Origin of the sequence: Amycolatopsis sp. 505 (assembly GCF_031625235.1) — a bacterium.
Classification (GTDB): domain Bacteria; phylum Actinomycetota; class Actinomycetes; order Mycobacteriales; family Pseudonocardiaceae; genus Amycolatopsis.
In genome coordinates this window covers 21877-45925 of record NZ_JACKQP010000001.1, presented here as the reverse complement: position 1 = coordinate 45925, position 24049 = coordinate 21877, and the positions used below count along the sequence as shown (strand labels likewise).

General features: G+C 71.1%; 21 protein-coding genes and 1 tRNA gene. 8 read left to right on the top strand and 14 right to left on the bottom strand.

Going from position 1 to position 24049, the window contains the following annotated elements:
* Window positions 1–31: 31 nt before the first annotated feature.
* Window positions 32–1189 carry an MraY family glycosyltransferase gene (locus H5965_RS00230; RefSeq protein WP_310967036.1) on the bottom strand — a complete coding sequence of 386 codons (1158 nt, stop codon included), beginning with the start codon at window positions 1187–1189 and terminating at the stop codon, window positions 32–34.
* A 74-nt stretch (window positions 1190–1263) separates the two neighbouring features.
* Window positions 1264–1914 (bottom strand): L-threonylcarbamoyladenylate synthase, encoded by a 651-nt coding sequence (locus H5965_RS00225; protein WP_310967035.1) that lies wholly within the window; start codon window positions 1912–1914, stop codon window positions 1264–1266.
* A gap of 741 nt (window positions 1915–2655) precedes the next feature.
* Here H5965_RS00225 and H5965_RS00220 point away from each other — a divergent pair.
* Window positions 2656–4629, top strand: a complete 1974-nt coding sequence (locus H5965_RS00220; protein WP_310967034.1) for a M6 family metalloprotease domain-containing protein — start codon at window positions 2656–2658, stop codon at window positions 4627–4629.
* A gap of 355 nt (window positions 4630–4984) precedes the next feature.
* On the opposite strand, the gene prmC is transcribed toward H5965_RS00220, so the two are convergent.
* Entirely contained in the window at window positions 4985–5851 is an 867-nt protein-coding gene (gene prmC, locus H5965_RS00215) for a peptide chain release factor N(5)-glutamine methyltransferase (protein WP_191316922.1), read from the bottom strand.
* Window positions 5852–6096: 245 nt separating this feature from the next.
* On the opposite strand from prmC, the gene H5965_RS00210 reads away from it, so the two are divergent.
* From H5965_RS00210 to H5965_RS00195, 4 genes are read left to right on the top strand one after another with little or no spacing between them, the layout of a single operon-like run.
* Window positions 6097–7101: a glycosyltransferase family 2 protein gene (locus H5965_RS00210; protein WP_310967033.1), complete on the top strand. Its 1005-nt coding sequence runs from the start codon at window positions 6097–6099 to the stop codon at window positions 7099–7101.
* Window positions 7098–7532 carry a GtrA family protein gene (locus H5965_RS00205; protein ID WP_310967032.1) on the top strand — a complete coding sequence of 145 codons (435 nt, stop codon included), beginning with the start codon at window positions 7098–7100 and terminating at the stop codon, window positions 7530–7532. Before H5965_RS00210 ends, H5965_RS00205 begins: the two co-directional genes overlap by 4 nt.
* A complete protein-coding gene (locus tag H5965_RS00200) occupies window positions 7525–8790 on the top strand; it encodes a mannosyltransferase family protein (RefSeq protein WP_310967031.1) in 1266 nt (421 codons plus the stop codon). Before H5965_RS00205 ends, H5965_RS00200 begins: the two co-directional genes overlap by 8 nt.
* An 11-nt stretch (window positions 8791–8801) precedes the next feature.
* Window positions 8802–9197 carry a VOC family protein gene (locus H5965_RS00195; RefSeq protein ID WP_310967030.1) on the top strand — a complete coding sequence of 132 codons (396 nt, stop codon included), beginning with the start codon at window positions 8802–8804 and terminating at the stop codon, window positions 9195–9197.
* A gap of 128 nt (window positions 9198–9325) precedes the next feature.
* On the opposite strand, the gene prfA is transcribed toward H5965_RS00195, so the two are convergent.
* The 8 genes from prfA to argS all read right to left on the bottom strand — a co-directional run bounded on the left by prfA (window position 9326) and on the right by argS (window position 19611).
* On the bottom strand, window positions 9326–10396 hold the full coding sequence (gene prfA, locus H5965_RS00190; RefSeq protein ID WP_310967029.1) for a peptide chain release factor 1: 1071 nt from the start codon (window positions 10394–10396) through the stop codon (window positions 9326–9328).
* A gap of 78 nt (window positions 10397–10474) precedes the next feature.
* A complete protein-coding gene (gene rpmE / locus H5965_RS00185; protein WP_003102730.1) occupies window positions 10475–10702 on the bottom strand; it encodes a 50S ribosomal protein L31 in 228 nt (75 codons plus the stop codon).
* Between the two features lie 182 nt (window positions 10703–10884).
* Window positions 10885–12855 carry a transcription termination factor Rho gene (gene rho, locus H5965_RS00180; protein ID WP_310967028.1) on the bottom strand — a complete coding sequence of 657 codons (1971 nt, stop codon included), beginning with the start codon at window positions 12853–12855 and terminating at the stop codon, window positions 10885–10887.
* A 410-nt stretch (window positions 12856–13265) separates the two neighbouring features.
* Window positions 13266–14150, bottom strand: a complete 885-nt coding sequence (gene thrB, locus H5965_RS00175; RefSeq protein WP_310967027.1) for a homoserine kinase — start codon at window positions 14148–14150, stop codon at window positions 13266–13268.
* Complete coding sequence (gene thrC / locus H5965_RS00170; RefSeq protein WP_310967026.1) at window positions 14147–15208, bottom strand: threonine synthase; 1062 nt, start codon at window positions 15206–15208, stop codon at window positions 14147–14149. Before thrC ends, thrB begins: the two co-directional genes overlap by 4 nt.
* Window positions 15205–16515, bottom strand: a complete 1311-nt coding sequence (locus tag H5965_RS00165) for a homoserine dehydrogenase (RefSeq protein ID WP_310967025.1) — start codon at window positions 16513–16515, stop codon at window positions 15205–15207. Before H5965_RS00165 ends, thrC begins: the two co-directional genes overlap by 4 nt.
* 6 nt (window positions 16516–16521) lie before the next feature.
* The gene (gene lysA / locus H5965_RS00160; protein ID WP_310967024.1) at window positions 16522–17952 is read right to left on the bottom strand and encodes a diaminopimelate decarboxylase; all 1431 of its coding nucleotides are present in this window, start codon (window positions 17950–17952) and stop codon (window positions 16522–16524) included.
* A 3-nt stretch (window positions 17953–17955) separates the two neighbouring features.
* Complete coding sequence (gene argS / locus H5965_RS00155; protein WP_310967023.1) at window positions 17956–19611, bottom strand: arginine--tRNA ligase; 1656 nt, start codon at window positions 19609–19611, stop codon at window positions 17956–17958.
* A gap of 196 nt (window positions 19612–19807) precedes the next feature.
* Between argS and H5965_RS00150 the strand changes: the two genes are divergently transcribed.
* Together H5965_RS00150 and H5965_RS00145 are read left to right on the top strand one after the other, a co-directional pair.
* Window positions 19808–20617 carry a DUF3105 domain-containing protein gene (locus H5965_RS00150; protein WP_310967022.1) on the top strand — a complete coding sequence of 270 codons (810 nt, stop codon included), beginning with the start codon at window positions 19808–19810 and terminating at the stop codon, window positions 20615–20617.
* Window positions 20617–21318, top strand: a complete 702-nt coding sequence (locus H5965_RS00145) for a DUF305 domain-containing protein (protein ID WP_310967021.1) — start codon at window positions 20617–20619, stop codon at window positions 21316–21318. Before H5965_RS00150 ends, H5965_RS00145 begins: the two co-directional genes overlap by 1 nt.
* A gap of 10 nt (window positions 21319–21328) precedes the next feature.
* On the opposite strand, the gene H5965_RS00140 is transcribed toward H5965_RS00145, so the two are convergent.
* Together H5965_RS00140 and H5965_RS00135 are read right to left on the bottom strand one after the other, a co-directional pair.
* Window positions 21329–22249, bottom strand: a complete 921-nt coding sequence (locus H5965_RS00140) for a cation diffusion facilitator family transporter (protein WP_310967020.1) — start codon at window positions 22247–22249, stop codon at window positions 21329–21331.
* Window positions 22250–22444: 195 nt separating this feature from the next.
* Window positions 22445–23545, bottom strand: coding sequence for an epoxide hydrolase (locus H5965_RS00135; protein ID WP_310967019.1), 1101 nt, complete (start codon window positions 23543–23545; stop codon window positions 22445–22447).
* A 150-nt stretch (window positions 23546–23695) separates the two neighbouring features.
* Between H5965_RS00135 and H5965_RS00130 the strand changes: the two genes are divergently transcribed.
* Window positions 23696–23768 (top strand) — tRNA-Arg (locus tag H5965_RS00130).
* Between the two features lie 76 nt (window positions 23769–23844).
* On the opposite strand, the gene H5965_RS00125 is transcribed toward H5965_RS00130, so the two are convergent.
* A complete protein-coding gene (locus tag H5965_RS00125) occupies window positions 23845–24042 on the bottom strand; it encodes a ferredoxin (protein WP_310967018.1) in 198 nt (65 codons plus the stop codon).
* Window positions 24043–24049 lie beyond the last annotated feature (7 nt).

Sequence of the window (24049 nt, the reverse complement as noted above, 5' to 3'; positions counted from 1 at the left end):
GTTACCACCCGAGTGTAGAGACCCCGGCCGGTCAGGTGCCCGGCTGGTTGCGCGAGCGCAGCCGCGGGACGATCGAGACGACCACCGCGAAGACCAGCCCGATCCCGATGATCCACAGCGCCGCGGCGTCGTCGAACAGCGTCACCGACACCGCGCCGAAGGCGAGGATCCCGGCCCACAAGTAGATGAGCAGGACCGCCCGCCGCTGGGAGTGGCCGATCTCGAGCAGGCGGTGGTGCAGGTGCATCTTGTCGGCGGCGAACGGGCTTTCGCCGCGGCGGGTGCGCCGGACGACCGCCATGATCAGGTCGAGCATCGGCACGAACAGCACCGCCGCCACGACCACCAGCGGCGAGAGCAGCGCGATCGCGTCCTTGCCGCTGAACTGCGGGTACGGCACGCGCCCGGACGCCGACGTCGTCGCGCCGGCGAGCATCAGGCCGATCATCATCGAGCCGGAGTCGCCCATGAATATCTTGGCGGGCTGGAAGTTGTACGGCAGGAAGCCCAGACACGCGCCGGCGAGGGTGGCGGCGATCAGCGCGGGCGGGTAGGTGCCGACGTCACCGCCGGAGCTGTCGAGCAGGCCGAGCGAGAAGGCGCAGGTGGCGGCGGCGGCGATGAAGCCGAGGCCGCCGGCCAGCCCGTCGAGGCCGTCGACGAAGTTCATCGCGTTGACCATGACGACGACCATCACGACGGTGAGCAGCGCACCCTGGTTCTTGTCGAGCACCAGCACCGAGCCGAACGAGCCGCCGGTGCCGCCCCACGGCACCCAGAACGACACCCACTGCACGCCGAAGATGACCAGGATTCCGGCGCACATGACCTGGCCGGCCAGCTTCGTCCAGGCGTCCAGTTCGAACCGGTCGTCGAGCGCGCCGATCAGCGAGATCACGCCGGCGGCGAGCAGCACGCCGACCGAGTCGAAGGAGGCGTCGAAGCCGTGCGACAGCGCGGGCAGCTGGTGGGCCAGGCCCATCGCGCCGGCGACGCCGAGGTAGATGCCGACCCCGCCCATCCGCGGGATCGGGGCGACGTGCACGTCGCGGGCGCGCGGGTTGGCGATCGCGCCGACCCGGATCGCGACCCGGCGCACGACGCCGGTGAGCAGGTAGGTCACGGCCGTCGCGGTCAGCGCGACGAGGAGGTATTCCCGGATGGGGAGGAGACCGGATGTGGGCGGCACGGGGACGTCACGCTCGCGGGGTCGGGGTCACCCGCGACACGCTATCGTGTCGCGGTTTCCGCCGTGATCCGGCTTCAGGCCAACGATTCCGCGGGCACACCGAGCACCTCCGCGATGGCGTCCTTGCTCACCGAGCCCTCGCGCAGCACGACCGGTTCGGTGCCGGTCAGGTCCACGATGCTCGACGCGACGGGCTCACCGCTCGAGCCGCCGTCGAGGTACACCGCGACCGAGTCGCCGAGCTGTTCCTGCGCCTCCTGCGCGGTGCTGGCCGGAGGACGCCCGGAGACGTTCGCGCTCGAGACGGCCATCGGGCCGACGTCCCGCAGCAGTTCGAGGGCCACGGGGTGCAGCGGCATCCGCAGCATGACGGTGCCGCGGGCGTCGCCGAGGTTCCACTGCAGGCTCGGCGCGTGCGGCAGCACGATGGAGAGATCGCCGGGCCAGAAGGCTTCGATGAGCGCCCGCGCCTGCGGCGGCACCCCGAGCACCAGCCCGTCCACAGTGGACCAGGACCCGACGAGCACCCCGACGGGCATGTCCGGGCCGCGGTTCTTGGCCCGCAGCAGCGCTTGAACGGCGCCGGCGTCGAAGGCATCGGCCCCGATCCCGTAGACGGTATCGGTCGGCAGCACGACGAGCCGGCTCGACCGCACCGCCCCGGCGGCGGCGGCCAGCCCATCGGCCCGGGTCTCCCGCTTGCTGCAGTCGTAGACCACGCTCATGGGCGCCAAGAGTAGTCCGGCGCCCTTGGGGGACGTTCGCCGCGTCACACCGGGTGGGCGGGCAGCGGCTCGGTGGGTGTTGGGGCCCGGGGCGGGCGGGCATTGCGGCTCCGGGTCCGGCGGGTATTGCGGCTTCGGGGCCGGGGGGCATCGCGGCCCCGGGCCGGGCGGGCATTGGAGCCCGGGCCCGGCGGGCATCGCAACCCCAGGCCCGGCGGGCACCGCAGCCCCAGGCCCGGCGGGCATCGCAGCCCCAGGCCCGGCGGGCACCGCAGCCCCAGGCCCGGCGGGCACCGCAGCCCCAGGCCCGGCGGGCACCGCAGCCCCAGGCCCGGCGGGCATCGCAGCCCCAGGCCCGGCGGGCATCGCAGCCCCAGGCCCGGCGGGCATCGCAGCCCCAGGCCCGGCGGGCATCGCAGCCCCAGGCCGCGGGGGCGCCCCCCGTTTTCCACGCTACCGGCCCACACCGACAGTTCCCGGCGCTCCCGGCGCACCCGGCCGCAGTTGTCCACAACACCCGGCGAGGCCGGCCAGCCGAAGGTCGCGAATGACTCATTCGGGACCTCCCACGTCCCGAATGAGTCATTCGCGGCACCCGAGCCGGCCTGACAATCCGGCCAGACTTTCGTCGTGGGGCAAGCGGGTAAACCTCGCCGCGAGGCAGAACCGCGACACCGGGGCTCAATACGGTCGATCTTCGGGAACCACCACCCCTGTGGGTTCCCAGTGAAGGAGCCGCACATGCGCCCCAGAACCCCGAAAGCGCTCGCCCTGCTCGCCGCCGTCGCCGTCCTTTGCGGGCTCGGTGCCGGGACCGCCGCGGCCGAGCCGCTCACCCGTGGCTGGCCCGCCCCGATCGATGCCGCCCGGTGGGAGAACCAGGACCACATGACCTGGTCCGACTACCGCAAGGTCCCCGGCACGAACTGGGCCGACCCCACCCTGAAACCCACCCAGCGCACCTTCAAGGGCGCCGTCGTCCTCGCCGACTATCCCGATCAGGACTTCGTCGTCACGAAGCCGGCGAACTCGACGATCTTCGGCAACCCCGGCCCCGCCGCCGCGAACGTCCCGCGGGCGAAGGTCGCCCAGTACTACCAGGACTTCCTCAACAAACCCGAAGCCCTCAACAACGGCCACACGATCAACGAATACTGGATGGAGGACTCCGGCGGCCGGTTCGGCGTGCAGCTGACCGCGTTCGGGCCGTACCGGATGCCCGGGAAATCCTACGAATACGGCATGGAGTTCCAGCCGAGCGCCTGCCCGCCCGGCGCGAACTGCGCCCGCGACATCCGCAAGGACGCCGGGGACGCCTGGCGCGCCGACGTCGGCGACACCGCGAACCAGTTCGACTTCGTCTTCTACCTCTCCGCCGGCCAGGACGAGAGCTCGACCTGGCAGGAGTTCGGCGAGATGAAGTTCGGCACCAAGGAGAACGTGCCCGACAGCTTCGGGCCGCCCAACCACGACCTGCCCAACTACGCGGCCACCCGGTACGTGCCGTGGACGTCGTGGGCATCGGCCGCGAGCATCTGGCCGAACGCCCAGGACGGCAGCTCGGTGCAGGCCGAAAGCTCGGGCCAGTCGACCTACGCCCACGAGTTCAGCCACATCCTGGGCATCGGCGACAACTACAACAACCCGTTCGGGAACCCGCCGTCACGCTCCTACAGCGGGCCGTGGGACATGCTGTCGCGCGGCACGTTCAACGGCCCCGGCGGCCCGCACACCCGCTGGCAGATCCCGGCGACGCAGGGCAGCTCGATGGGCGCCCAGCACCAGCTGCGCAACAAGCTGAAGCTCGGCATCGTCGACCCGGCGGACGTGCTCCAGCTCGACCGCGACGAGCTCGCGAAGACCGGCCCGGTCTCGGCCCGGCTCACCGCGCGCGAGACCGAAGCGCAGCCCGGCGCGTTCACCGGCCTGAACATCAAGCTCACCGGCGGGGACAAGGCACCGAAGTGCGACCGGTCGAAGGACCCGTTCTGCGACGGCGGCGGCTACGACAACTACACGGTCGAGGTCGTCGACCGGATGGGCGCGGACTCGTTCGCGCCGGACTCCGGCGTCATGATCACCAAGACGAAGAACAAGGACAACGCCCCGTTCGACTGGGTGATCGACGCCAACCCGCAGGACATCGGCATCACCGACTACACGAAGCCGGACGGGACGCCGGTCAAGATCACCATCGGTGACTACCGCCAGCTCAACGACGCCCTGTTCAAGGCGGGCACCGAGGCGGCGAGCCCGTACGAGTACACCGACGAGGCCAACCGCCTGCGGTTCCTCATCACGGACCTGGCCCGCGACCGCCGCGGGATCCTGTCGTACACGGTGACGGTGGCGTCGCTGGACGGCTCGGGCAGCCAGGCCCGCGGAGCCGCCTTGACCCCGGCCCTCCCGGCCATCGCCCGCGGCGGCCTGGCGACGTGCGACTTCGGTCTGCTCAACACGGGCGCGGCGCGCGGCGCGAAGGCCCCGTACGACACCGACACCTACCGGCTGAGCGTCTCGACGGACGCGAAGGGCTGGGAGGTCAGGCTGCCGAACGAGCTGGCGACGGCGAAGTTCGGCGGGCACGTGAAGGTCCCGGCGTACGCGAAGCGCGGCCAGGGCGGCGACCTCGCGGCGAGGGTGAAGCTGACGGCGACGTCGGTCAGCGACCCGTCGAAGACCGCGACGGCCAGTTGCACGGCGTTCGGCTTCTGAGTGAGTGGTCCGGAGGGGTTGTGGACAACTTGGTCCGCACCCCCTCCGGACTGCCCGGAACTGTCGGTGGCCGCCGGTAGCGTGGAAGACGGGGGGGCGCCCCCGCGGCGGCCGGGCTGGTGAGCACGCGCTTACCCTTCCGCCCGCAGGTCGGGAGAGGGGCGCGGCGATCCGCCTCGGCGGAGTGGGCCCCGGGTGAAAGAACGCGCCGGCAGCCGGCGCCGGTCGGCGATGAAGCCGGTGACCCGGCGCAGCCGCCCGCGGCTCGGCAGCCGGCCCCGGAACCCCAGGTCCGCATCGACCAGCAGAAATCTGCCTTGACCAGGGGCCCGTCGCAGGTCGGCGACGAAGCCGCTCAGCCCAGGCGGCGCGCGGTGACGAACCGGGCGCGCCCGGTCAGGTCCGCGTGGTCCTCGACGCCGGTCAGGACGCGGCGGGCGCGGACCAGGGCCGGGACCGCCGAGCCGTGTGTGTCGTCGTGCTCGATCGCCAGTCCTCCGCCCGGACGCAGGAGGCGGGCGCCGGCCGCGATCGCGTGGCGGATCACCGCCAGGCCGCTCTCCTCCGCGAACACCGCGCGCGGCGGGTCGTGCTCCGCGACCTCGGGCGGCACCGGAGTGCCCTCCGGGACGTACGGCGGGTTGCAGAGCACCAGGTCGACCAGGCCGTCGAGCTCGGCGAACATCGTCGGGTCGCCGATGTCGCCCGAGTACAGCCGGATGGGCGTGTTGCCCGCGTCGGCGTGGACGTCGGCGTTGTGGCGGGCCCAGGCCAGGGCCTGCGGGTCGATGTCCACCGCGTAGACGACCGCGTCCGGGCGGGCGTGGGCCACCGCCAGCGCCAGCGCTCCGGAGCCCGTGCACAGGTCGACCACCACCGGGAACTCGCGGCCCTGCAGGAACTTGACGCCCCACTCGAGCAGCAGCTCGGTCTCCGGCCGCGGGACGAACACGCCCGCACCGACCGCGACCGTGATGTCGCCGAGCGCGGCCCAGCCGGTGAGGTACTGCAGCGGGATGCGCTTGGCGCGCTGCTGGACGAGCTGGCCGATGGCCTCGATGACCGGCGGGTCGACCAGCGGCACCATCGGCAGCCGGCCGCGTTCGACCCCGAGCACGTGCGCGGCGATCACCTCGGCGTCGAACCGCGGCGAGGCGACGCCCGCGCGCTCGAGGATCCGGGTGGCCTCGATGATGGCCAGGCGCAGCGGCTGCCGATTCACTCGTCGTCCTTCACCTCGTCGAGCCTGGCACACCAGGCGGAACTCCCCCGTGAGGACACGCGCCGGTCCTTCGCCGTCCAGCGTATCGAGGCACCCGCGCGGCGGGGCCGACAACTACCCACCCGGCCGGGTGCCGGGATCGCGGCGGGCCCGATCTTCTAGGATGCAGGGCACCGGGTCGGGGATTCGCCTGCTCGACGGCGCCGCCCGAACCGTTCCGCACCGAAACTCCGGGGAGCCCCGCAGTGCCCACAGAGCCGATCACCCGCCGGGTGGCGTTCATCTTCCCGATCTACAACGAGGAAGAGAACATCGACCTGCTGCACCGGACGGTGGACGAGGTGACCGCCCCCCTCGCCGGCAAGTACGACTTCAGCTTCCTCTACGTCGACGACGGCAGCCGGGACGGTTCGCTGGCCAAGCTCACCGAGCTCAGCGCCCGCGACGAGCGGGTCACGGTCGTCGAGCTGTCCCGCAACTTCGGCCACCAGATGGCCGTCACCGCCGGGCTGGACCTGGTCGACGCGGACGCCGTCGTGATCATGGACAGCGACATGCAGGACCCGCCGCGGGTGGCGCTCGAGCTGATCGAGAAGTGGGAAGAAGGCTTCGACGTCGTCTACGCGCAGCGCCGCTCGCGCCAGGACTCGGCGTTCAAGAAGCTCACCGCCGGCGGGTTCTACTGGTTCCTGCGGAAGATGGCCGCGGTCGACATCCCGAAGAACACCGGCGACTTCCGGCTGATCGACCGCAAGGTCGTCGACGAGCTGCGCAAGTACCGCGAGCGCGACCGCTTCCTGCGCGGGCTGGTCAGCTACATCGGCTTCAAGCAGACGGCGGTGCTGTTCGACCGCGACAAGCGGCACGCCGGCGTCACCGGCTACCCGCTGCGCAAGATGCTGCGCTTCGCCGCCGACGGCATCCTCGGCTTCTCGGTGACGCCGCTGCGGATGATCACGCGGATGGGCTACCTGATCTCGTTCCTGAGCTTCGTCGGCATCCTCTACGTCGGCGGCGTCAAGCTGTTCGCGCCGGAGACCGCGGTGCCCGGCTGGGCGTTCCTCGGGATCGCGATGTTCTTCCTCGGCGGGATCCAGATCATCATGCTCGGCGTGCTCGGCAGCTACATCGGCCGCACGTACTCCCAGGTGCAGAACCGGCCGCTCTACGGCGTCGCGTCGGTGCGCACGGGCCCGGCGGTGCCGGCCGAGGCCCGGGAAGGCGCCGACGCGGGAAGAGGCGCCCGGTGAAGCTGATCTCGGCGACCCAGCTGCGCTTCGGGATCGTCGGCGTGGCGAACACCCTCGTCGACGCCCTCGGCTACGCGCTACTGGTGACGCTGGGCGTCCCGCTGTTCGTCGCCAACTTCATCTCGACGACCACGGGCATGCTGCTCAGTTTCACGCTCAACCGGAACTTCACGTTCCGCGCCAAGGACGGCGACGTCCGGCGCCAGGCCCTGCTGTTCTTCGGCGTCACCGCGTTCGGCCTGTGGGTCGTGCAGGCGGCCATCATCTTCGCGGTCACCAGCGCGTTCCCCGGCGTGAACGTGCTGATCCCGAAGGGCGCCGGGATCGTGGTCGGCCTGGTCTGGAACTACGTGCTCTACCACAAGGTCGTCTTCCGGCACCGGCCCGCGCCCGCGGCCGGGGCGCCGGTCGCGGAGGTTACGCATGACTAGCACGGCCGTGGAGTCCCGGGTCACCGACCAGGTCGAGCCGGAGCGGCCGGAGCCGGCCCGCGCGAGCCGCTGGGCCTGGTTGAACGGCGATTACGCGCGCGTCTTCGCCGTGGTGCTGGCCTGGAACGTGGTGCTGATCGCGCTGGCGTACTTGTTCGCGCCGTCCAGCCCGACCGACGAGGGCATCCCGAAGACCGGCATCGGCTCGACGATGAGCCTGCTCGCGCACACCTACCGCTGGGACGCCGGCAACTACGGCGAGATCGCCATGCACGCCTACACCGGCAGCTACGCCCCGACGCGGGCGTTCTACCCGGTGTTCCCGGTACTGGTCTGGCTGGTGCAGACGGTCAGCTTCGGCACGATCGGCCTGCTCACCGCCGGGTTCCTGGTGAACCTGGTGGCCACCTGGCTGGCGGCGGTCGCGCTGCTCAAGATCGGCCGTCACTTCTTCGACGGCGAGCGGGCCCCGTGGCTGGTCGTCGCGGCGTTCCTCACCGCGCCCGCCGCGTTCTTCCTGCACTCGTTCTACAGCGAAGCGGTGTTCTGCGCGCTGGGCTTCTGGGCCTACCTGTTCGCGCTGCGCCGTCAATGGCTCTGGATGGGCCTGACGCTCATCCCACTGACGGCGTCCCGCATCACGGCGGCGGTGTTCGTCGGCCTGTGCTTCCTGGAGTTCTGGCGGTCGAAGGACTGGAAGGTGCGCGGCCTGCTGTCGTGGAACCTGCTGTGGTTCCCGCTGGCGTTCGTCGGCCTGGCCGGCGTGATGGTCGTCATGAAGATCCAGACCGGGGACTTCTTCGGCAGCTTCAACGCGCTCAAGGGCGTGCGGGAGTGGTCGTACCACAAGTTCAACCCGAACATCCTCGAGACGATCTGGCGCGAAGCCAAGATCACCGGCCACGCGCTGCTCGGCGACACCAAGATGGACGCGTGGACGCTGATGAGCCACGTGCTGCCGATGATCGGCCTGACGCTGCTGTTCGCGTCCTCGGTGTACGTCCTGGTGGCGCTGCGCGCGAAGGGCATCCCGCTGGCGCTGTTCGGGTTCGCGTCGATCGTGATGCTGACGATGAACAACAACGTGGTGTCGGTGCACCGGTACCTGCTGCCGTGCCTGGTGATGTACGTGGCGCTGGTGCTGTTCGGCGAGCGCCGCCCGCGGCTGCGCGGCGCGGTCCACGTCGTGCTCTACGCGAACGCGCTGGTCTGCGGGATGATCTACCTGCGCTTCATCACGGGTTTCTGGTCCGGCTGAAAGGTCCCGCGATGCGGATCATGCACCAGGTCGTCACGTTCGACGCGGCCGACCTGGCGGCCGAGAGCCGCTTCTGGGCCGGCGTCCTCGGCGGCGAGGTCGACGACGACGGCGACTGGCACATGGTGCTGGTGGACGGCGCCCCGCGGATCGGCGTGCAGCTCACGCCGGACCACGTGCCGCCGGAGTGGCCCGACGGCCCGGTCAAGCAGCAGATCCACCTCGACCTGTGGGTCGAGGACTTCGCCGAAGCCCACGAGCAGGTGACGGCCCTCGGCGCGAGGGTGCTGAAGCCCGCGGCGGGCAACACGACCGGCGACGACTTCCAGGTGTACGCCGACCCGGCCGGGCACCCCTTCTGCCTCTGCTGGCTGGTCGCCCGGCAGCCGGGCACCCAACCCGGGTGACGCCGTGTCGACCCTTCAATCACGCGTGTCGACCCTCCAAGCACGAACCGGAAGCCGGGACTTGTGCGTGAAGGGTCGACACGCGTGATCGGGAAGCCGACACGCGTGATCAGGAGGTCGACACGGCGTCAGCCGGACTGAGCCGCCAGGCGTTCTTCGCGGTCCGCCGTTGCCAGGGCGTCCAGCACGCCGTCCAGATCGCCGTCCAGGACCTGGTCCAGGTTGTAGGCCTTGTAGTTCACCCGGTGGTCCGAGATGCGGTTCTCCGGGAAGTTGTACGTCCGGATGCGCTCCGAGCGGTCGACCGTGCGGACCTGGGACTTGCGGGCGTCCGACGCCTTCGCCGCCGCCTCCTCCTCCGCGATCGCCTGCAACCGGGCCTGGAGGACCTGCAGGGCGCGGGCGCGGTTCTGGATCTGGGACTTCTCGTTCTGGCAGGACACCACGATGCCGGTCGGCAGGTGGGTGATCCGGACCGCCGAGTCGGTCGTGTTGACGCTCTGGCCGCCCGGGCCCGAGGACCGGAACACGTCGATGCGCAGGTCGTTCGGGTCGATCTCGACCTCGACCTCCTCCGGCTCCGGGTAGATGAGCACGCCGGACGCCGACGTGTGGATCCGGCCCTGGGACTCGGTCGCCGGCACACGCTGGACGCGGTGGACGCCGCCCTCGAACTTCAAGCGCGACCACACCCCGTCGACCTCGGCCGACTTCGTCTTGATCGACAGCGTGACGTCCTTGAAGCCGCCCAGGTCGGAGTCCACCGAGTCGAGGACCTCCGCCTTCCAGCCGTGGCGCTCGGCGTAGCGCAGGTACATCCGCAGCAGGTCGCCCGCGAACAGGGCCGACTCCTCGCCGCCCTCGCCGGACTTGATCTCCATCACGACGTCGGAGCCGTCGTACGGATCGCGCGGCAGCAGGAGCTCGGTGAGCTTCGACTCCAGGTCGGGGATCTTCGCCGACAGCTCCTCGGCTTCGGCGGCGAACTCCGCGTCCTCCGCGGCCATCTCCCGCGCGGCCGCGAGGTCGTCCCGGGCCGTGTCGAGCTCGTGGACGGCCCGCACCACCGGCGTCAGCTCGGCGTAGCGGCGGCCGAGCTTGCGGGCGCGCCCCTGGTCGGCGTGCACCGCCGGGTCCGCCAGCTGCCGCTCCAGCTCCGCGTGCTCGGCGAGCAGCCCCTTGAGCGAGCTCGAATCCACCTCTGCCACCTCTCAGCCCGGGGAACAAGACAAAAAACGACGCCCACTCGCGCGGGCGAGTGGGCGTCGTCGGAAAAGCTACTTGGCGTCGGCCTTCTTCTGGCGCTTGCCGTAGCGAGCCTCGAAGCGCGCGACCCGGCCACCGGTGTCCATGATCTTCTGCTTGCCCGTGTAGAACGGGTGGCAGTTCGAGCAGATCTCGACGTGGATGTTGCCGCTGGTCTTGGTGCTGCGCGTGGTGAAGCTGTTGCCGCAGTCGCAGTTCACGTTCGTGACCACGTACTCGGGGTGAATACCGCTCTTCATGGTGTCCTCTCTCGTTGGCTCCGGGTCCCCAGTCGTTCTCGCGGGGTGAACCGGCGCCGGACTTCAGCGGGTGATTCTGCCAGACGGGCAGACGTGTACTGGAACGCACCCCGCTGACCAGCTATTCCCGACGCGGAAGGGGCCTCCCCGGTCACCCGGGAAGGCCCCCTTTCAGACGGGACTCAGTCGTCTTCGCCGCCGCCGAGGGCGGTCTTCGAGACCTGCATGAGGAACTCGACGTTGGTCTTCGTCTTCCGCAGCCGCGAGATCAGCAGGTCGATGGCCTGCTGCGAGTCGAGCGCGTGCAGCACCCGGCTCAGCTTCACGGTGACCGCGAGCTCGTCCGGCGAGAGCAGCAGCTCGTCCTTGCGGGTACCGGACGGGTTGACGTCGACCGCCGGGAACACGCGACGCTCGGCGATCTTCCGGTCGAGCTTGAGCTCGGCGTTACCCGTGCCCTTGAACTCCTCGAAGATGACCGTGTCCATCGTCGAGCCGGTCTCGACCATCGCCGTGGCGAAGATGGTCAGCGAGCCGCCGTTCTCGATGTTGCGGGCCGCACCCAGGAAGCGCTTCGGCGGGTACAGCGCGGTCGAGTCGACACCACCGGACAGGATCCGGCCGGACGCCGGCGCCGCCAGGTTGTACGCGCGGCCGAGGCGGGTGATCGAGTCGAGCAGCACGACGACGTCGTGGCCCATCTCGACCAGGCGCTTGGCCCGCTCGATCGACAGCTCCGCGACCGACGTGTGGTCGGACGGCGGCCGGTCGAAGGTCGAGGCGATGACCTCGCCCTTCACCGAGCGCTGCATGTCGGTGACCTCTTCCGGACGCTCGTCGACCAGGACGACCATCAGGTGGCACTCGGGGTTGTTCGTGGAGATCGCGTTCGCGATGTCCTGCATGATCGTGGTCTTGCCGGCCTTCGGCGGCGACACGATCAGGGCGCGCTGCCCCTTGCCGACCGGCATGATCAGGTCGATCACGCGGGTGGTGAGCTTGTGCGACTCGGTCTCGAGGCGCAGCCGCTCGTTCGGGTACAGCGGGGTCAGCTTGGTGAAGTCGGGACGCCGCTTGGCCTCGTCCGGCTCCAGGCCGTTGATCGAGTCGACGCGCACCAGCGGGTTGAACTTCTGCCGCTGCTGCTCGCCGTCCCGCGGCTGGCGGACGACACCGGTGATGGCGTCGCCGCGGCGCAGGCCGTACTTGCGGACCAGCGACAGCGAGACGTAGACGTCGTTCGGGCCGGCGAGGTAGCCGGAGGTGCGGACGAACGCGTAGTTGTCCAGCACGTCCAGGATGCCCGCGACGGGCAGCAGGACGTCGTCCTCGCGGATCTCGGTGTCCGGCGAGCCGCCTTCGCCCCGGCCGCCCCCGCTGCCCCGGCGACGGCGGTCGCGGAAGCGACGGCCGCGACGGCCGCCTTCCTCGTCGTCGTCCGGCTGCTGGTTGCGGTTGTCACCGCGGTTACCGTCGCCGCGGTTGCCGTCCTGCTGGTTGTTGCGCTGGCGGTCGCCGCGGTTGCCGTCCTGGCGGTTGTCACCCCGGTTGTCGCCGCGGTTGCCACCGCCCTGGCGCTGCTGGTCGCGGTTGCGGTCGCCCTGCTGACGGTCGCCGCCCTGCTGGCGGTCGCCCTGGCCCTGCTGGCGGTCGCCGCCCTGCTGGCCGTCCGGGGCCCCGGCGGCGCGGTTGGAACCGCGGCGACGCCGGCTGCGGCCGCCCTCCTCGGGCTGGCCGTCCTGGCCCTGCTGGCCGTCCTGCTGCGGGCGCTCGGCCTGCGGCTGCGCGTCCGACGGCGCGGACGCGGGCGCCTCGGCCTTCGGCTCCGGCTTGGTCTCCACCACAGTGGCGGGCGCCTCGGCCTTCGGCTCGGCCTTGGGGGCCGCCTTCGCCGGCTCGCCGACACCTTCCAGCGGCAAGGTCTCGGCCGCCGCACGCGGCTTGCGGGACTTGCCCTGGCGCTCACGGATCGCGGCGATCAGATCGCCCTTGCGCATGCCCGTCGTCTCGCCGACGCCGAGCTCCCCAGCCAGCGAACGCAGTTCGGCGACGGTCTTACCGGTCAGCCCGCCGACCGTCCGCTTGGGAGCGGGGGCGGTGCCGTTCGTCTCGGCCGTGCCGCTCACGTCGCTCAAAAGATCGGTGTTGCTCACACATGTCCTTCCTGACCGATCCACGCCTCCAGGTGGATCAGCGGACTGCCGCTCGCTTCTGATCGCGAACCGGCGTAGTTGCCCCCCGATACGCGAGATGAGCTCTTCGGCCGTGCGGAACACAGCTGGAGCGCCTCCACCACAGGGGTTTGCGTCCTCCAAACGGAGGACACGGAATTCGGCACCGCCGAAACCGGAAACCCGCCCAAGTCGTTCCGCGTTACCCCGCTTGCCAGGCGGTGCGGATTCGGCGGATCGACGACGGATGCGGATCCGGGGATTCCCCGGGACCGGCATCGGGTGCGGAAACGCACGGTGATCGAACGCCCCCGAGGGTAGACCGCGGCGGTGCCGGGTGCAACAACCACCCCCCGCGTGGCGGCTGCCTCGTCGGCCACGTGACCCAGCCTTTACTGAGCCGCAACCTGCACGCCCGTGAGATCCACGGGCAGCTCGAGGACGTCGAAACTGGTAACGCCCACCTCCGGCGGAAGTATTCCCGCGGTGGTCAGCGCGAGCACCGTCGGACCGGCGCCGGAGACGGCGGCGGCCACTCCCCGTGCACGGAGCGTCGCCACCAGCTGCGTGCTCGCCGGGTAGGCGGGGGCGCGGTAATCCTGGTGCAGCCGGTCCTCGGTGGCCGTGAGCAGCAGCTCCGGCTTCGCCGTCAGCGCGTGGACGGCGAGCGCGGCGCGGCCCGCGTTGTGCGCCGCGTCGGCGTGCGGCACGGTCGACGGCAGCAGGCCGCGCGTGGTCGCGGTGGCCGAGCGCACCGACGGCACGGCGACGACCGGCCGGATCGACGGGTGCGGGGTGAGCCGTTCGGCGTGGAAGCGGCCGCCGTCGCACCAGGCCAGGACCAGGCCGCCGAGCAGGCTCGCGGCGGCGTTGTCGGCGTGGCCTTCGAAGCCCGCGGCCAGCTGCAGCGCGTCGAACGCGTCGATTTCCCGGCCGGCGAGCGCGTACCCGGCGGCGACGCCGGAGACGACCGCCGCCGCGGACGAGCCGAGGCCGCGCGCGTGCGGGATCGCGTTGTGGCAGCGCAGGTGCAGACCGGGCAGCTCGACGCCGAGGTGCTCGCAGGTCGCGTGGATCGCCCGCACCACCAGGTGGGTCTCGTCGGTGGGGACGTCCGCGACGCCGCCGGCACCCGCGTCGATCACCTCGACCTTGAGCCCGGTGTCGGTGACCCGCACTTCGACGACGTCGTAGAGGCTCAGCGCCATCCCGAAGGCGTCGAAGCCCGGCCCGAGGTTCGCCGTGGACGCCGGGACGGTGACCCGGAAGGCGTTCACCGCAGGTCCAGCGCCGCCGCGACCGCCGAGGGGTCCACGGCCAGCGGCTCGACCTCGACGTTGCCCGCCAGCGCCGTCTGGGGGTCCTTCAGGCCGTGCCCGGTGACCGTGCAGACGACCCGCGAACCGCGCGGCAGCCGGCCGTCGGCGGCCGTGGCCAGCAGGCCCGCCACGCTGGTGGCCGACGCCGGCTCGACGAAGACGCCTTCGCGGCCGGCCAGCAGCCGGTAGGCCTCGAGGATCTTCTCGTCGGTGACGGCTTCGAAGAGCCCGTCGGACTCGTCCTTCGCCTTCACCGCGGCGGTCCAGGACGCCGGGCTGCCGATCCGGATGGCGGTGGCGACCGTCTCCGGGTCCGCCACCGGCTCGCCGTGCACCAGCGGCGCCGCGCCGGCCGCCTGGAAGCCGAACATCCGCGGAGTGTTCTTCACCACACCGTCGGCCGCGTACTCGGCGTACCCCGCCCAGTAGGCGGTGATGTTGCCGGCGTTGCCGACCGGCAGGCAGTGGATGTCCGGCGCGGTGCCGAGCACGTCGCAGATCTCGAACGCGGCGGTCTTCTGGCCCGCGATGCGCACCGGGTTGACCGAGTTGACGAGCGTGACCGGGTAGTCGGCCGCGGTCTTGCGGGCCAGTTCGAGGCAGTCGTCGAAGTTGCCGTCGACCTGGAGGATCCGCGCGCCGTGCAGGACGGCCTGGGCGAGCTTGCCCATGGCGATCTTGCCCTGGGGCACCAGCACCGCGCAGGTCAGCCCGGCGCGGGCGGCGTAGGCGGCGGCCGAGGCGGACGTGTTGCCGGTCGACGCGCAGATCACCGCCTTGAGGCCGCTGGCCAGCGCGTGCGTGATGGCCACGGTCATCCCGCGGTCCTTGAACGAGCCGGTCGGGTTCGCGCCCTCGACCTTGAGGTACACCTCGCAGCCGGTCAGCTCGGACAGGTGGTGGGCGGGCAGCAGCGGCGTGTTGCCCTCCCCGAGCGTGACGACCCGCGCGCCGTCCGGGACCGGGACGCGGTCCCGGTACGCCTCGATGAGCCCGGGCCAGGGGTGCCTGATCACTGGTCTTCGCCTTCCACCCGCATCACGCTGACAACTTCGTGGACGACGTCGAGCCGGCCGATTTCGTCCACAGTGGACTGAAGGGCGGCGTCGGGAGCCTGGTGCGTCACCACGACCAGGCTCGCGCGGTCGCCGACGTCGCTCTGCCGCACCGCCGCGATGCTGACGCCGTGGTCGGCGAACGCCTGCGCCACCTGGGCGAGCACACCGGCGCGGTCGGCCACGGACAGGCTCACGTGGTACCGGGTCGGCGTCTGGCCCATCGGCCGCACCGGCAGGGCCGCGTGCGCGGATTCCCGCGGGCCGCGGCCGCCGACGACCCGGTTGCGGGCCACCGCGACGAGGTCGCCGAGCACCGCGCTCGCGGTCGGCGCGCCGCCCGCGCCCTGGCCGTAGAACATCAGCTCGCCCGCGGCGTCGGCCTCGACGTAGACGGCGTTGAACGCGCCGCCGACGCCGGCCAGCTGGTGGCTGCGCGGGATCATCACCGGGTGCACACGGGCGGACACCGACTCGACGCCGTCGTCGTCGGTGACCCGCTCGCAGATGGCCAGCAGCTTCACCGTGCGGCCCAGCATCCGGGCCGCGGCGAGGTCGGCGGCGGTGACGTCGGCGATGCCCTCGCGGTGCACGTCCGACGCCGTCACGCGCGTGTGGAAGGCGAGGGACGCCAGGATCGCGGCCTTCGACGCGGCGTCGTAGCCGTCGACGTCGGCGGTCGGGTCGGCCTCGGCGTACCCGAGCCGGCTGGCTTCGTCGAGCGTCTCGGCGTAGCCGGCGCCGGTCGAGTCCATCGCCGACAGGATGTAGTTCGTGGTGCCGTTGACGATCCCCATCACGCGGGTGATCCGGTCGCCGGCGAGGGATTCGCGCAGCGGGCGCAGCAGCGGGATCGCGCCGGCCACCGCGGCCTCGAAGTACAGGTCGGCGCCCGCGGCATCGGCTGCCTCGAACAGGTCGGCGGAGTGCTCGGCCAGCAGCGCCTTGTTCGCCGTGACGACGGACTTGCCCGCCTTCAGCGCGGCGAGCAGCCAGCCGCGGACCGGCTCGATGCCGCCGACGAGCTCGACGACGACGTCGACGTCTTCGCTGGTGACGAGCTGCTCGACGTCGGCGGTCAGCAGCTCCGGCGGCAGCTCGGGGTGCTTGTCCGGGCGGCGGACGGCGATGCCGGCCAGCTCGACCGGCGCGCCGGCGCGGGCGGCCAGTTCGCCGGCCTGCTCGGTGAGCAGCCGGGCGACCTCGCCGCCGACGGTCCCGCAGCCGAGCAGCGCGACCCTGATCGGACGTCGTTCCGGGGCAGACACGGTGTTTCAGACCTCCAGGCGCAGCATGTCGTCGGTCGTCTCCCGCCGCAGCAGCAGCCGGGAGCTGCCGTTGCGCACGGCGACCACGGCCGGGCGGGGCATCCGGTTGTACGTGCTCGCCATCGAGTAGCAGTACGCGCCGGTCGCCGCGACCGCCAGCAGGTCGCCGGGAGCCAGCGTGTCGGGCAGCCAGCAGTCTCGTACGACGATGTCGCCGGATTCACAGTGTTTTCCCACGACCCGGGACAGCACGGCCTGCACCGGCTGCTCGTTGTCGCCCGCGGAGCGGGAAACGACCCGGACGTCGTACACGGCGTCGTAGAGCGCGGTCCGGATGTTGTCGCTCATCCCGCCGTCGACGCTGACGTACCGCCGCGCCGACTCGTCGCCGAGCGAGACGTCCTTGATGGTGCCGACCTCGTAGAGAGTGATCGTGCCGGGACCGGCGATCGCGCGGCCCGGCTCGCCGGCGATCCGCGGCACCGGCAGGCCCGCGTACGCGCACTCCTTACGGACGATCTCGCGGATCTGCGTGATCATCTGCGCGGGTGGCGGCGGGTTGTCCTTCTCGGTGTAGGCGATGCCGAAGCCACCGCCGAGGTCGACCAGGCTCAGCTGGTCGAGCAGCTCGGGGCCGTGCTCCTTGGCCAGGTCGGCGAGCAGCCCGACGACGCGGCGGGCGGCGACCTCGAAGCCGTCGGCGTCGAAGATCTGCGAACCGATGTGGCTGTGCAGGCCGACGAGCTTGAGCGACCGCGCGTTGAGCACCCGGCGGACCGCCTCGGCGGCGTCCCCGCTGGCCAGGGAGAACCCGAACTTCTGGTCCTCGTGGGCGGTCGCGATGAACTCGTGGGTGTGCGCCTCGACGCCGACGGTGACCCGGATCAGCACCGGCTGCACGACGTCGTGGCGCGCGGCGATGTCGGCCAGCCGGGCGATCTCGAAGTAGGAGTCGAGCACGACCGTGCCGACCCCGGCGACGACCGCGGCCTCGAGCTCGGCGGGCGACTTGTTGTTGCCGTGGAAGGTGATCCGCTCGGCCGGGAAGTCCGCGCGCTGCGCCACGGCGAGCTCGCCGCCGCTGCAGACGTCCAGGCTCAGCCCCTGCTCGGCCACCCAGCGGGCGATCTCGATGGAGAGGAACGCCTTGGACGCGTAGTGCACCAGCGACGGGTCGTCGAAGGCCTCGGCGTAGTCCGCGCACCGGGACTTGAAGTCGGCTTCGTCGACGACGAACAGCGGCGTGCCGTGCTGCTCGGCGAGCTCGCGGACGTCGACGCCGGCGATCCGGACGACGCCGTCGGCGGCGCGGAAGGTGTTGCGCGGCCACACTTTCGCGGGCAGCTTGTCGAGCTCCTCGACCCCGGACGGCTGGAGCCCGGAGGTGTCGGCGTGGGGGTAGACGTCGGCGTGCCTGGGGCCCGCGGGGTGCGCCATTTCTTACATCCGTTCCGGAGCGGAGACACCGAGGAGGGCGAGGCCGTTCGCCAGCACCTGGCGGGCGGCTTCGCACAGCGCGAGCCGGGCGAACGTCAGAGGGGTCGCCTCTTCGTCGCCCATGGGCAGCACGCGGCCCACGGTGTAGAACTTGTGGTAGGCGCCCGCGAGTTCTTCGAGGTAGCGCGCGATCCGGTGCGGCTCCCGCATTTCGGCGGCGCGGCGCACGGTTTCCGGGAATTCGCCGATGGTGCGGATCAGGTCGCCCTCGGCGGGCAGCGTCAGGAGTCCGAAGTCGACGTCCGAAGTGGACTTGATGCCGAGGTCGGCCGCGTTGCGCTGCAGGGACGCCAGCCGCGCGTGGGCGTACTGGACGTAGTAGACCGGGTTGTCGTTGGAGTGCTTGCGCAGCAGGTCCAGGTCGACGTCCAAAGTGGAGTCCACCGAGTAGCGGATCAGCTCGTAGCGGGCCGGGTCGACGCCGACGGCCTCGACGAGGTCCTCCATGGTGATCACGGTGCCGGCGCGCTTGGACATCCGGACCGGCTTGCCGTCGCTGACCAGGTTGACCATCTGGCCGATCAGCACCTCGACCGTCGCCGGGTCGTCGCCGAACGCGGCGGCCGCGGCCTTGAGGCGGGCGATGTAGCCGTGGTGGTCCGCGCCGAGCATGTAGATGCACAGGTCGAAGCCGCGGTTGCGCTTGTCCTTGAAGTAGGCCAGGTCGCCGGCGATGTAGGCCGGGTTGCCGTCCTGCTTGATGACGACGCGGTCCTTGTCGTCGCCGTACTCCTTGGACTTCAGCCACCAGGCGCCGTCTTCGAAGTAGAGGTTCCCGGAGTCCTTGAGCTCCTGGACGGCGGCGTCGACCGCGCCGGACTTGTGCAGCGAGTCCTCGTGGAAGTAGACGTCGAAGTCGGTGCCGAACTCGTGCAGGCTGGACTTGATCTCGCCGAACATGAGCTCGATGCCGATCCGGCGGAACGTCTCGTGGCGCTGCTCCTCCGGCAGCGACAGCGCGCTCGGCTCGGCCTTGATGACCTCGGCGGCGATGTCGTTGATGTAGCCGCCCGCGTAGCCGTCCTCCGGCGCGGGCTCGCCCTTCGCGGCGGCGATCAGCGACCGGACGAACCGGTCGATCTGGGCGCCGGCGTCGTTGAAGTAGTACTCGCGGGTGACGTCGCCGCCCTGCGCGGCCAGCACGCGGCCCAGCGCGTCGCCGACCGCGGCCCAGCGGGTGCCGCCGAGGTGGATCGGGCCGGTCGGGTTCGCGGAGACGAACTCGAGGTTGATCTTCGTGCCGGCCAGCGCGTCGCCGCGGCCGTACGCGGCGCCGGCGTCGAGCACCTGGCGCACGATGTCGCCCTGCGCGGCGGCGGCGAGCCGGAAGTTGAGGAAGCCGGGGCCGGCGACCTCGGCCGAGGCGACGCCGTCGTCCGCCGAGACCGCCTCGGCGAGCGCTTCGGCGAAGTCGCGCGGCTTGAGGCCGGCCTTCTTGGCCACCTGGAGGGCGAGGTTCGTCGCGTAATCGCCGTGTTCGGGGTTGCGCGGGCGTTCGATGGTCACCTGCTCCGGCAGCACGGTGTCGTCGATGCCGCGTGCGGCGAGCACCTGCACGGCGGAGCTGCGGACCAGGTCGGCGAGAGCGGCGGGAGTCACTTGCCGAATTCTAGGTGTGCCCTGGTCGGGGGCTTTCATCGGTCTCGGCCACATCACGATCCGTGGGTGTGTGAGGCGTTAACGGTGATCAGACGCGTGGTCTCTACACTGGCCCGGGCGGGAATCCGTCCGCAGCCACCAGAGGGAGAACGCGGAAGCCATGGCGAACGGGACAACTCGGAAAAAGGGGTCGGCGGTGAAGGCGGCCCGCGGTTCCGTGGTGAGCAAGAAGGGGACGCCCTGGGGCACGATCGTCGCCGTCGTCGCCGTCGTGGCGCTGGCCGCCTCGGTGATCATCTACTACATGGTGCAGTCCGCGCCGAAGCGTGAGCAGGCCGACCGCGAGGCCGCCGCCGCGTCGTTCGCGCCGAGCGCGCAGGACCCCGACCCCTCGAAGCGCATCCCCGGCGTGGTGACCGCGACCTACACGGGCAGCGTCCACGTGCTCCCGACCGAGCGCGTCGCCTACGACAAGACCCCCCCGTTCGGCGGCCCGCACGACCAGACCTGGGCCACCTGCACCGGCACCGTGTACCCGACCGCCGTCCGCACCGAGAACATGGTGCACGCGCTGGAGCACGGTGCCGTCTGGATCGCCTACAACCCGCAGCAGATCTCGGGTGACGCGCTCAACCTGCTGAGCGTCCGCGCCAAGGGCAAGCCGTACACGATGATGTCGCCGTACCCGGGCCTGGACAAGCCGATCTCGCTGCAGTCGTGGGGCCACCAGCTGAAGCTGGACGACGCCAACGACCCGCGGATCGACGAGTTCATCGCGGCGCTGCGCAGCAACCCGAACGGCGTGTACCCCGAGGTGGGCGCGTCCTGCGACGCGGTCCCGGGCCAGTTCGACCCGGACAACCCGCCGCCGTTCGACGCGTCGAAGCCGGGCCCCGACGCGAAGCCGATGGACTACAAGGGCAGCACCGCCGCCCAGGGTGAGAACGGCATGCCGGCCTCCTCCGCTCCCGCGTCCGCCCCCGCTTCCCCGACACCGACCAAGTGATGTCCGAAGCCGACCTCGACACCGAACAGCCGACCTGGTCACGGTGGGTGATCATCGGCGGGACGCTGCTGGCGGTCCTGCTGATCGGCGCGACGGCCGGGATGTTCCTGACCCGCGCCATCGACGACGAGCCGGCGGCCGCGGTGCCGGCCGCCGGCTCGGTCGAGGTCGGCTTCGCCCAGGACATGTCGACGCACCACCTCCAGGCGGTGACGATGGCGGGCATCGCCCGCGACCGCACGACCGACCCGGAGATCAAGCAGCTGTCGTTCGACATCGAGCGCACGCAGCTCGAGCAGGTCGGCCGGATGAAGGGCTGGCTCATGCTGTGGGACCAGCCCGAGCAGCCGATCGGCGCCCCGATGCAGTGGATGACGGAACCGATGTCGGGTCACGACGGCATGTCGATGGCCCCGTCTTCGATCAACCCGGCGGGCGGTCCGCTGATGCCGGGCATGGCGACGGACCAGGAGCTTTCCAAGCTGCGGTCGCTGTCGGGCCGCGCGTTCGACGTCTTCTTCCTGCAGCTGATGTTGCGTCACCACCAGGGCGGGACGTCGATGGCCCAGTACGCGGCCGCGCATTCGACGCTGCCGGCGTTGAAGGCGCTGGTGAACAGCATCCTGACGTCGCAGGGCGCGGAAATGGACCAGATGAAGCTGATGCTCTCGGGCCGGGGAGCCCAGCCGCTGCCCGCTTGACCGGGGCGTTCTACCAGGACAGCTCCTGGCAGCGGCGCGCACACGACGGCGCCTCCACCTGCAGGGTCGCGTGCTCGATCGCGTACCGCGAAGACAGCAGGTCCTGCGCTTCCGTCAGCACGTCCGACTGCTTCGCCGGGGGCGCCAGCGTCAGGTGCGCCGAAGCCACCTCCATGCCCGACGTCAGCGTCCACACGTGGAGGTCGTGCACGTCCGCCACCCCGGGCAGTGCCGACAGTTCCGCGTTGATCGCCCCGACGTCCACGCCCTGCGGGGCGTGCTGGAACAGGATGCGCAGCGCGCGGCGGGCCAGCGTCCACGTGCGCGGCAGCACCCACAGCCCGATCGCGACACCGATGATCGGGTCGGCGTAGCGCCAGCCCGTCAGCAGCGTCACCGCGCCGCTGACCAGGACGCCGACCGAGCCGATCAGGTCGGCCAGGACCTCGAGGTACGCGCCGCGGACGTTGATGCTCTCCTTCGCGCCCGCGCGCAGCACCGCGAACGACACCAGGTTGGCCACCAGGCCGGCCGCCGCGGCCAGCAGGACCGGGAGGCCCGGGACCGCCGGCGGGTCGCCGATGCGGCCGATCGCCTCGATCAGGACGTAGCCCGCGACGCCGAACAGCAGCAGCGCGTTGGCCAGCGCGGCCAGCACCTCCGCGCGGTAGAGGCCGAACGTGCGGCCGACCGTCGGGCCGCTGCGCCGCGCCAGCATGATCGCGGCCAGGGCCATCGCCACGCCGAGGACGTCGGTGAACATGTGGGCGGCGTCCGACATCAGGGCCAGCGAGCCGGTCACCAGGCTGACGGCGAACTCGAGCACCATGAACCCGGCACCGATGCCCAGGGCGATGGCCAGCCCCCGCACGTGGCGTCCCGACGCGCTCGCCGGCGCGACCGCGTGCCCGTGGCCGTGTCCCTGACCCATTCCGCCTCCGTTCCCGGTTTGCCTTCGAGCCAAACATATAGTCGGATGCGCATATATGCAACAGAGGGCAGCCTAAGTTCACCCATCCGCAAGCTACCCCGCGCGGCGGAGCCGCCCAATCCACCAGCCGGGGTTTCCCGCCAGGCGGACTCGTCACGCTTCGGCGTCGACCATCCGGGTGAGCGACCCGCTCGCCTAACGCACCAGCCGGAAGAAGCCGCGGACCTGGTCGACGAACAGGCCGGGCTGCTCCATCGCGGCGAAGTGCCCGCCGACAGGCAGTTCCTCGAACCACCGCAGATCCGTGTAGCGCTGCTCGGCCTGCCGCCGCGACGGCCGGACGATTTCCTTGGGGAACACCGAAACACCCGCCGGAACGTCCACAGTGGAGAGATCGCGGTCGTTGTTCTCCCAGTACATCCGGGCCGAGGAGGCCGCGGTCGCGGTGAACCAGTAGACGGAGATGTCGTCCAGGATGCGCTGCCGGTCGACGGCGTCCTCCGGGTGGCCCTTGTGGTCGGTCCAGGCCCAGAACTTCTCGACGATCCAGGCGGCCTGGCCGGCGGGCGAGTCGGTGAGGCCGTAGCCGAGCGTCTGCGGCCGGGTGCCCTGCTGGGCGGAGTAGCCGCTGCCGTTCCGCCGGAACTCCTGCAGATCGGCCAGCGCCCGGCGCTCCGCGGGCGTCGGATCGTCGATGTCCATCCGCACGGGCGCGAAGTTGACGTGCACGCCGGCCACGTGACCGGACCGCGCGAGCGCGTTCGTGATGGCGGCACCCCAGTCGCCGCCCTGGGCGCCGTAGCGGTCGTAGCCGAGTTCCTGCATGAGCGCGTCCCACAGCTCGGCAACCCGCGGGATCTTCAGCGCGGGCTTGTCGCTCCACCCGAACCCGGGCAGCGACGGCGCGACGACGTGGAAGGCATCGGCGGGATCACCCCCGTGCTTGGCGGGATCGGTGAGCGGCCCGAGGACGTCGAGGAATTCGAGAACGGACCCAGGCCACCCGTGGGTCAGCACGAGCGGCAGCGCATCGGCCTCGGGTGACCGGACGTGCAGGAAGTGCAGGCCGACACCGTCGACGGTGGCCCGGAACTGCGGAAAGGCGTTGAGCCGCCGGGCGAACCCGAAGTCGTATTCTTCGCCCCAGTCACGGCAGAGCTCGCGCACGTAGGCGAGCGGAACCCCCTGCGACCAGTCATCGACGGTCTCGGGCTCGGGCCACCGGGTCCGCCTCAGCCGCTCCCGCAGATCGGCGACATCGCCCTCATCGAGAGCTACCTGGAACGGCTCGGCCATCTCGGCTCCTTCAGGTGGGCCTCCCACGCTAGCGACGTCCGGTCGAATGGATCAACTTGTTGGCGCTGACCTGCGCGTTTGTCAGTCGGACCACCTGCGGGAGGAAGGTGGCGGGGCATGCGCTAAGCTTTCGGAGTCGCCCAGCGATGGGCCCTCGTAGCTCAGGGGATAGAGCACTGCCCTCCGGAGGCAGGTGTCGCAGGTTCGAATCCTGCCGAGGGCACCCCTACTCTTCCGCGCCGATCACGGTGATCGGACTCGCGTGACCCAATTCCCGGAACTCTCCCGCCACGGCGGTCTCACGGAAGTTCCCGCAGCGCGGCGACCGGGCACGACGTAACGGCCGCCCGGGCGGCGGCGAGCTGCTCCGGCGGGATGTCGGTGCCTTCGAAGTGGTGGACGAGTTCGGCCTCGTCGTCGAAATCGAAGATCGCGGGCGCCTGTTCGGTGCACAGGCCGTGACCTTCGCAGCGAGCGTGGTCGACGGAGATCTTCACCGGGTTT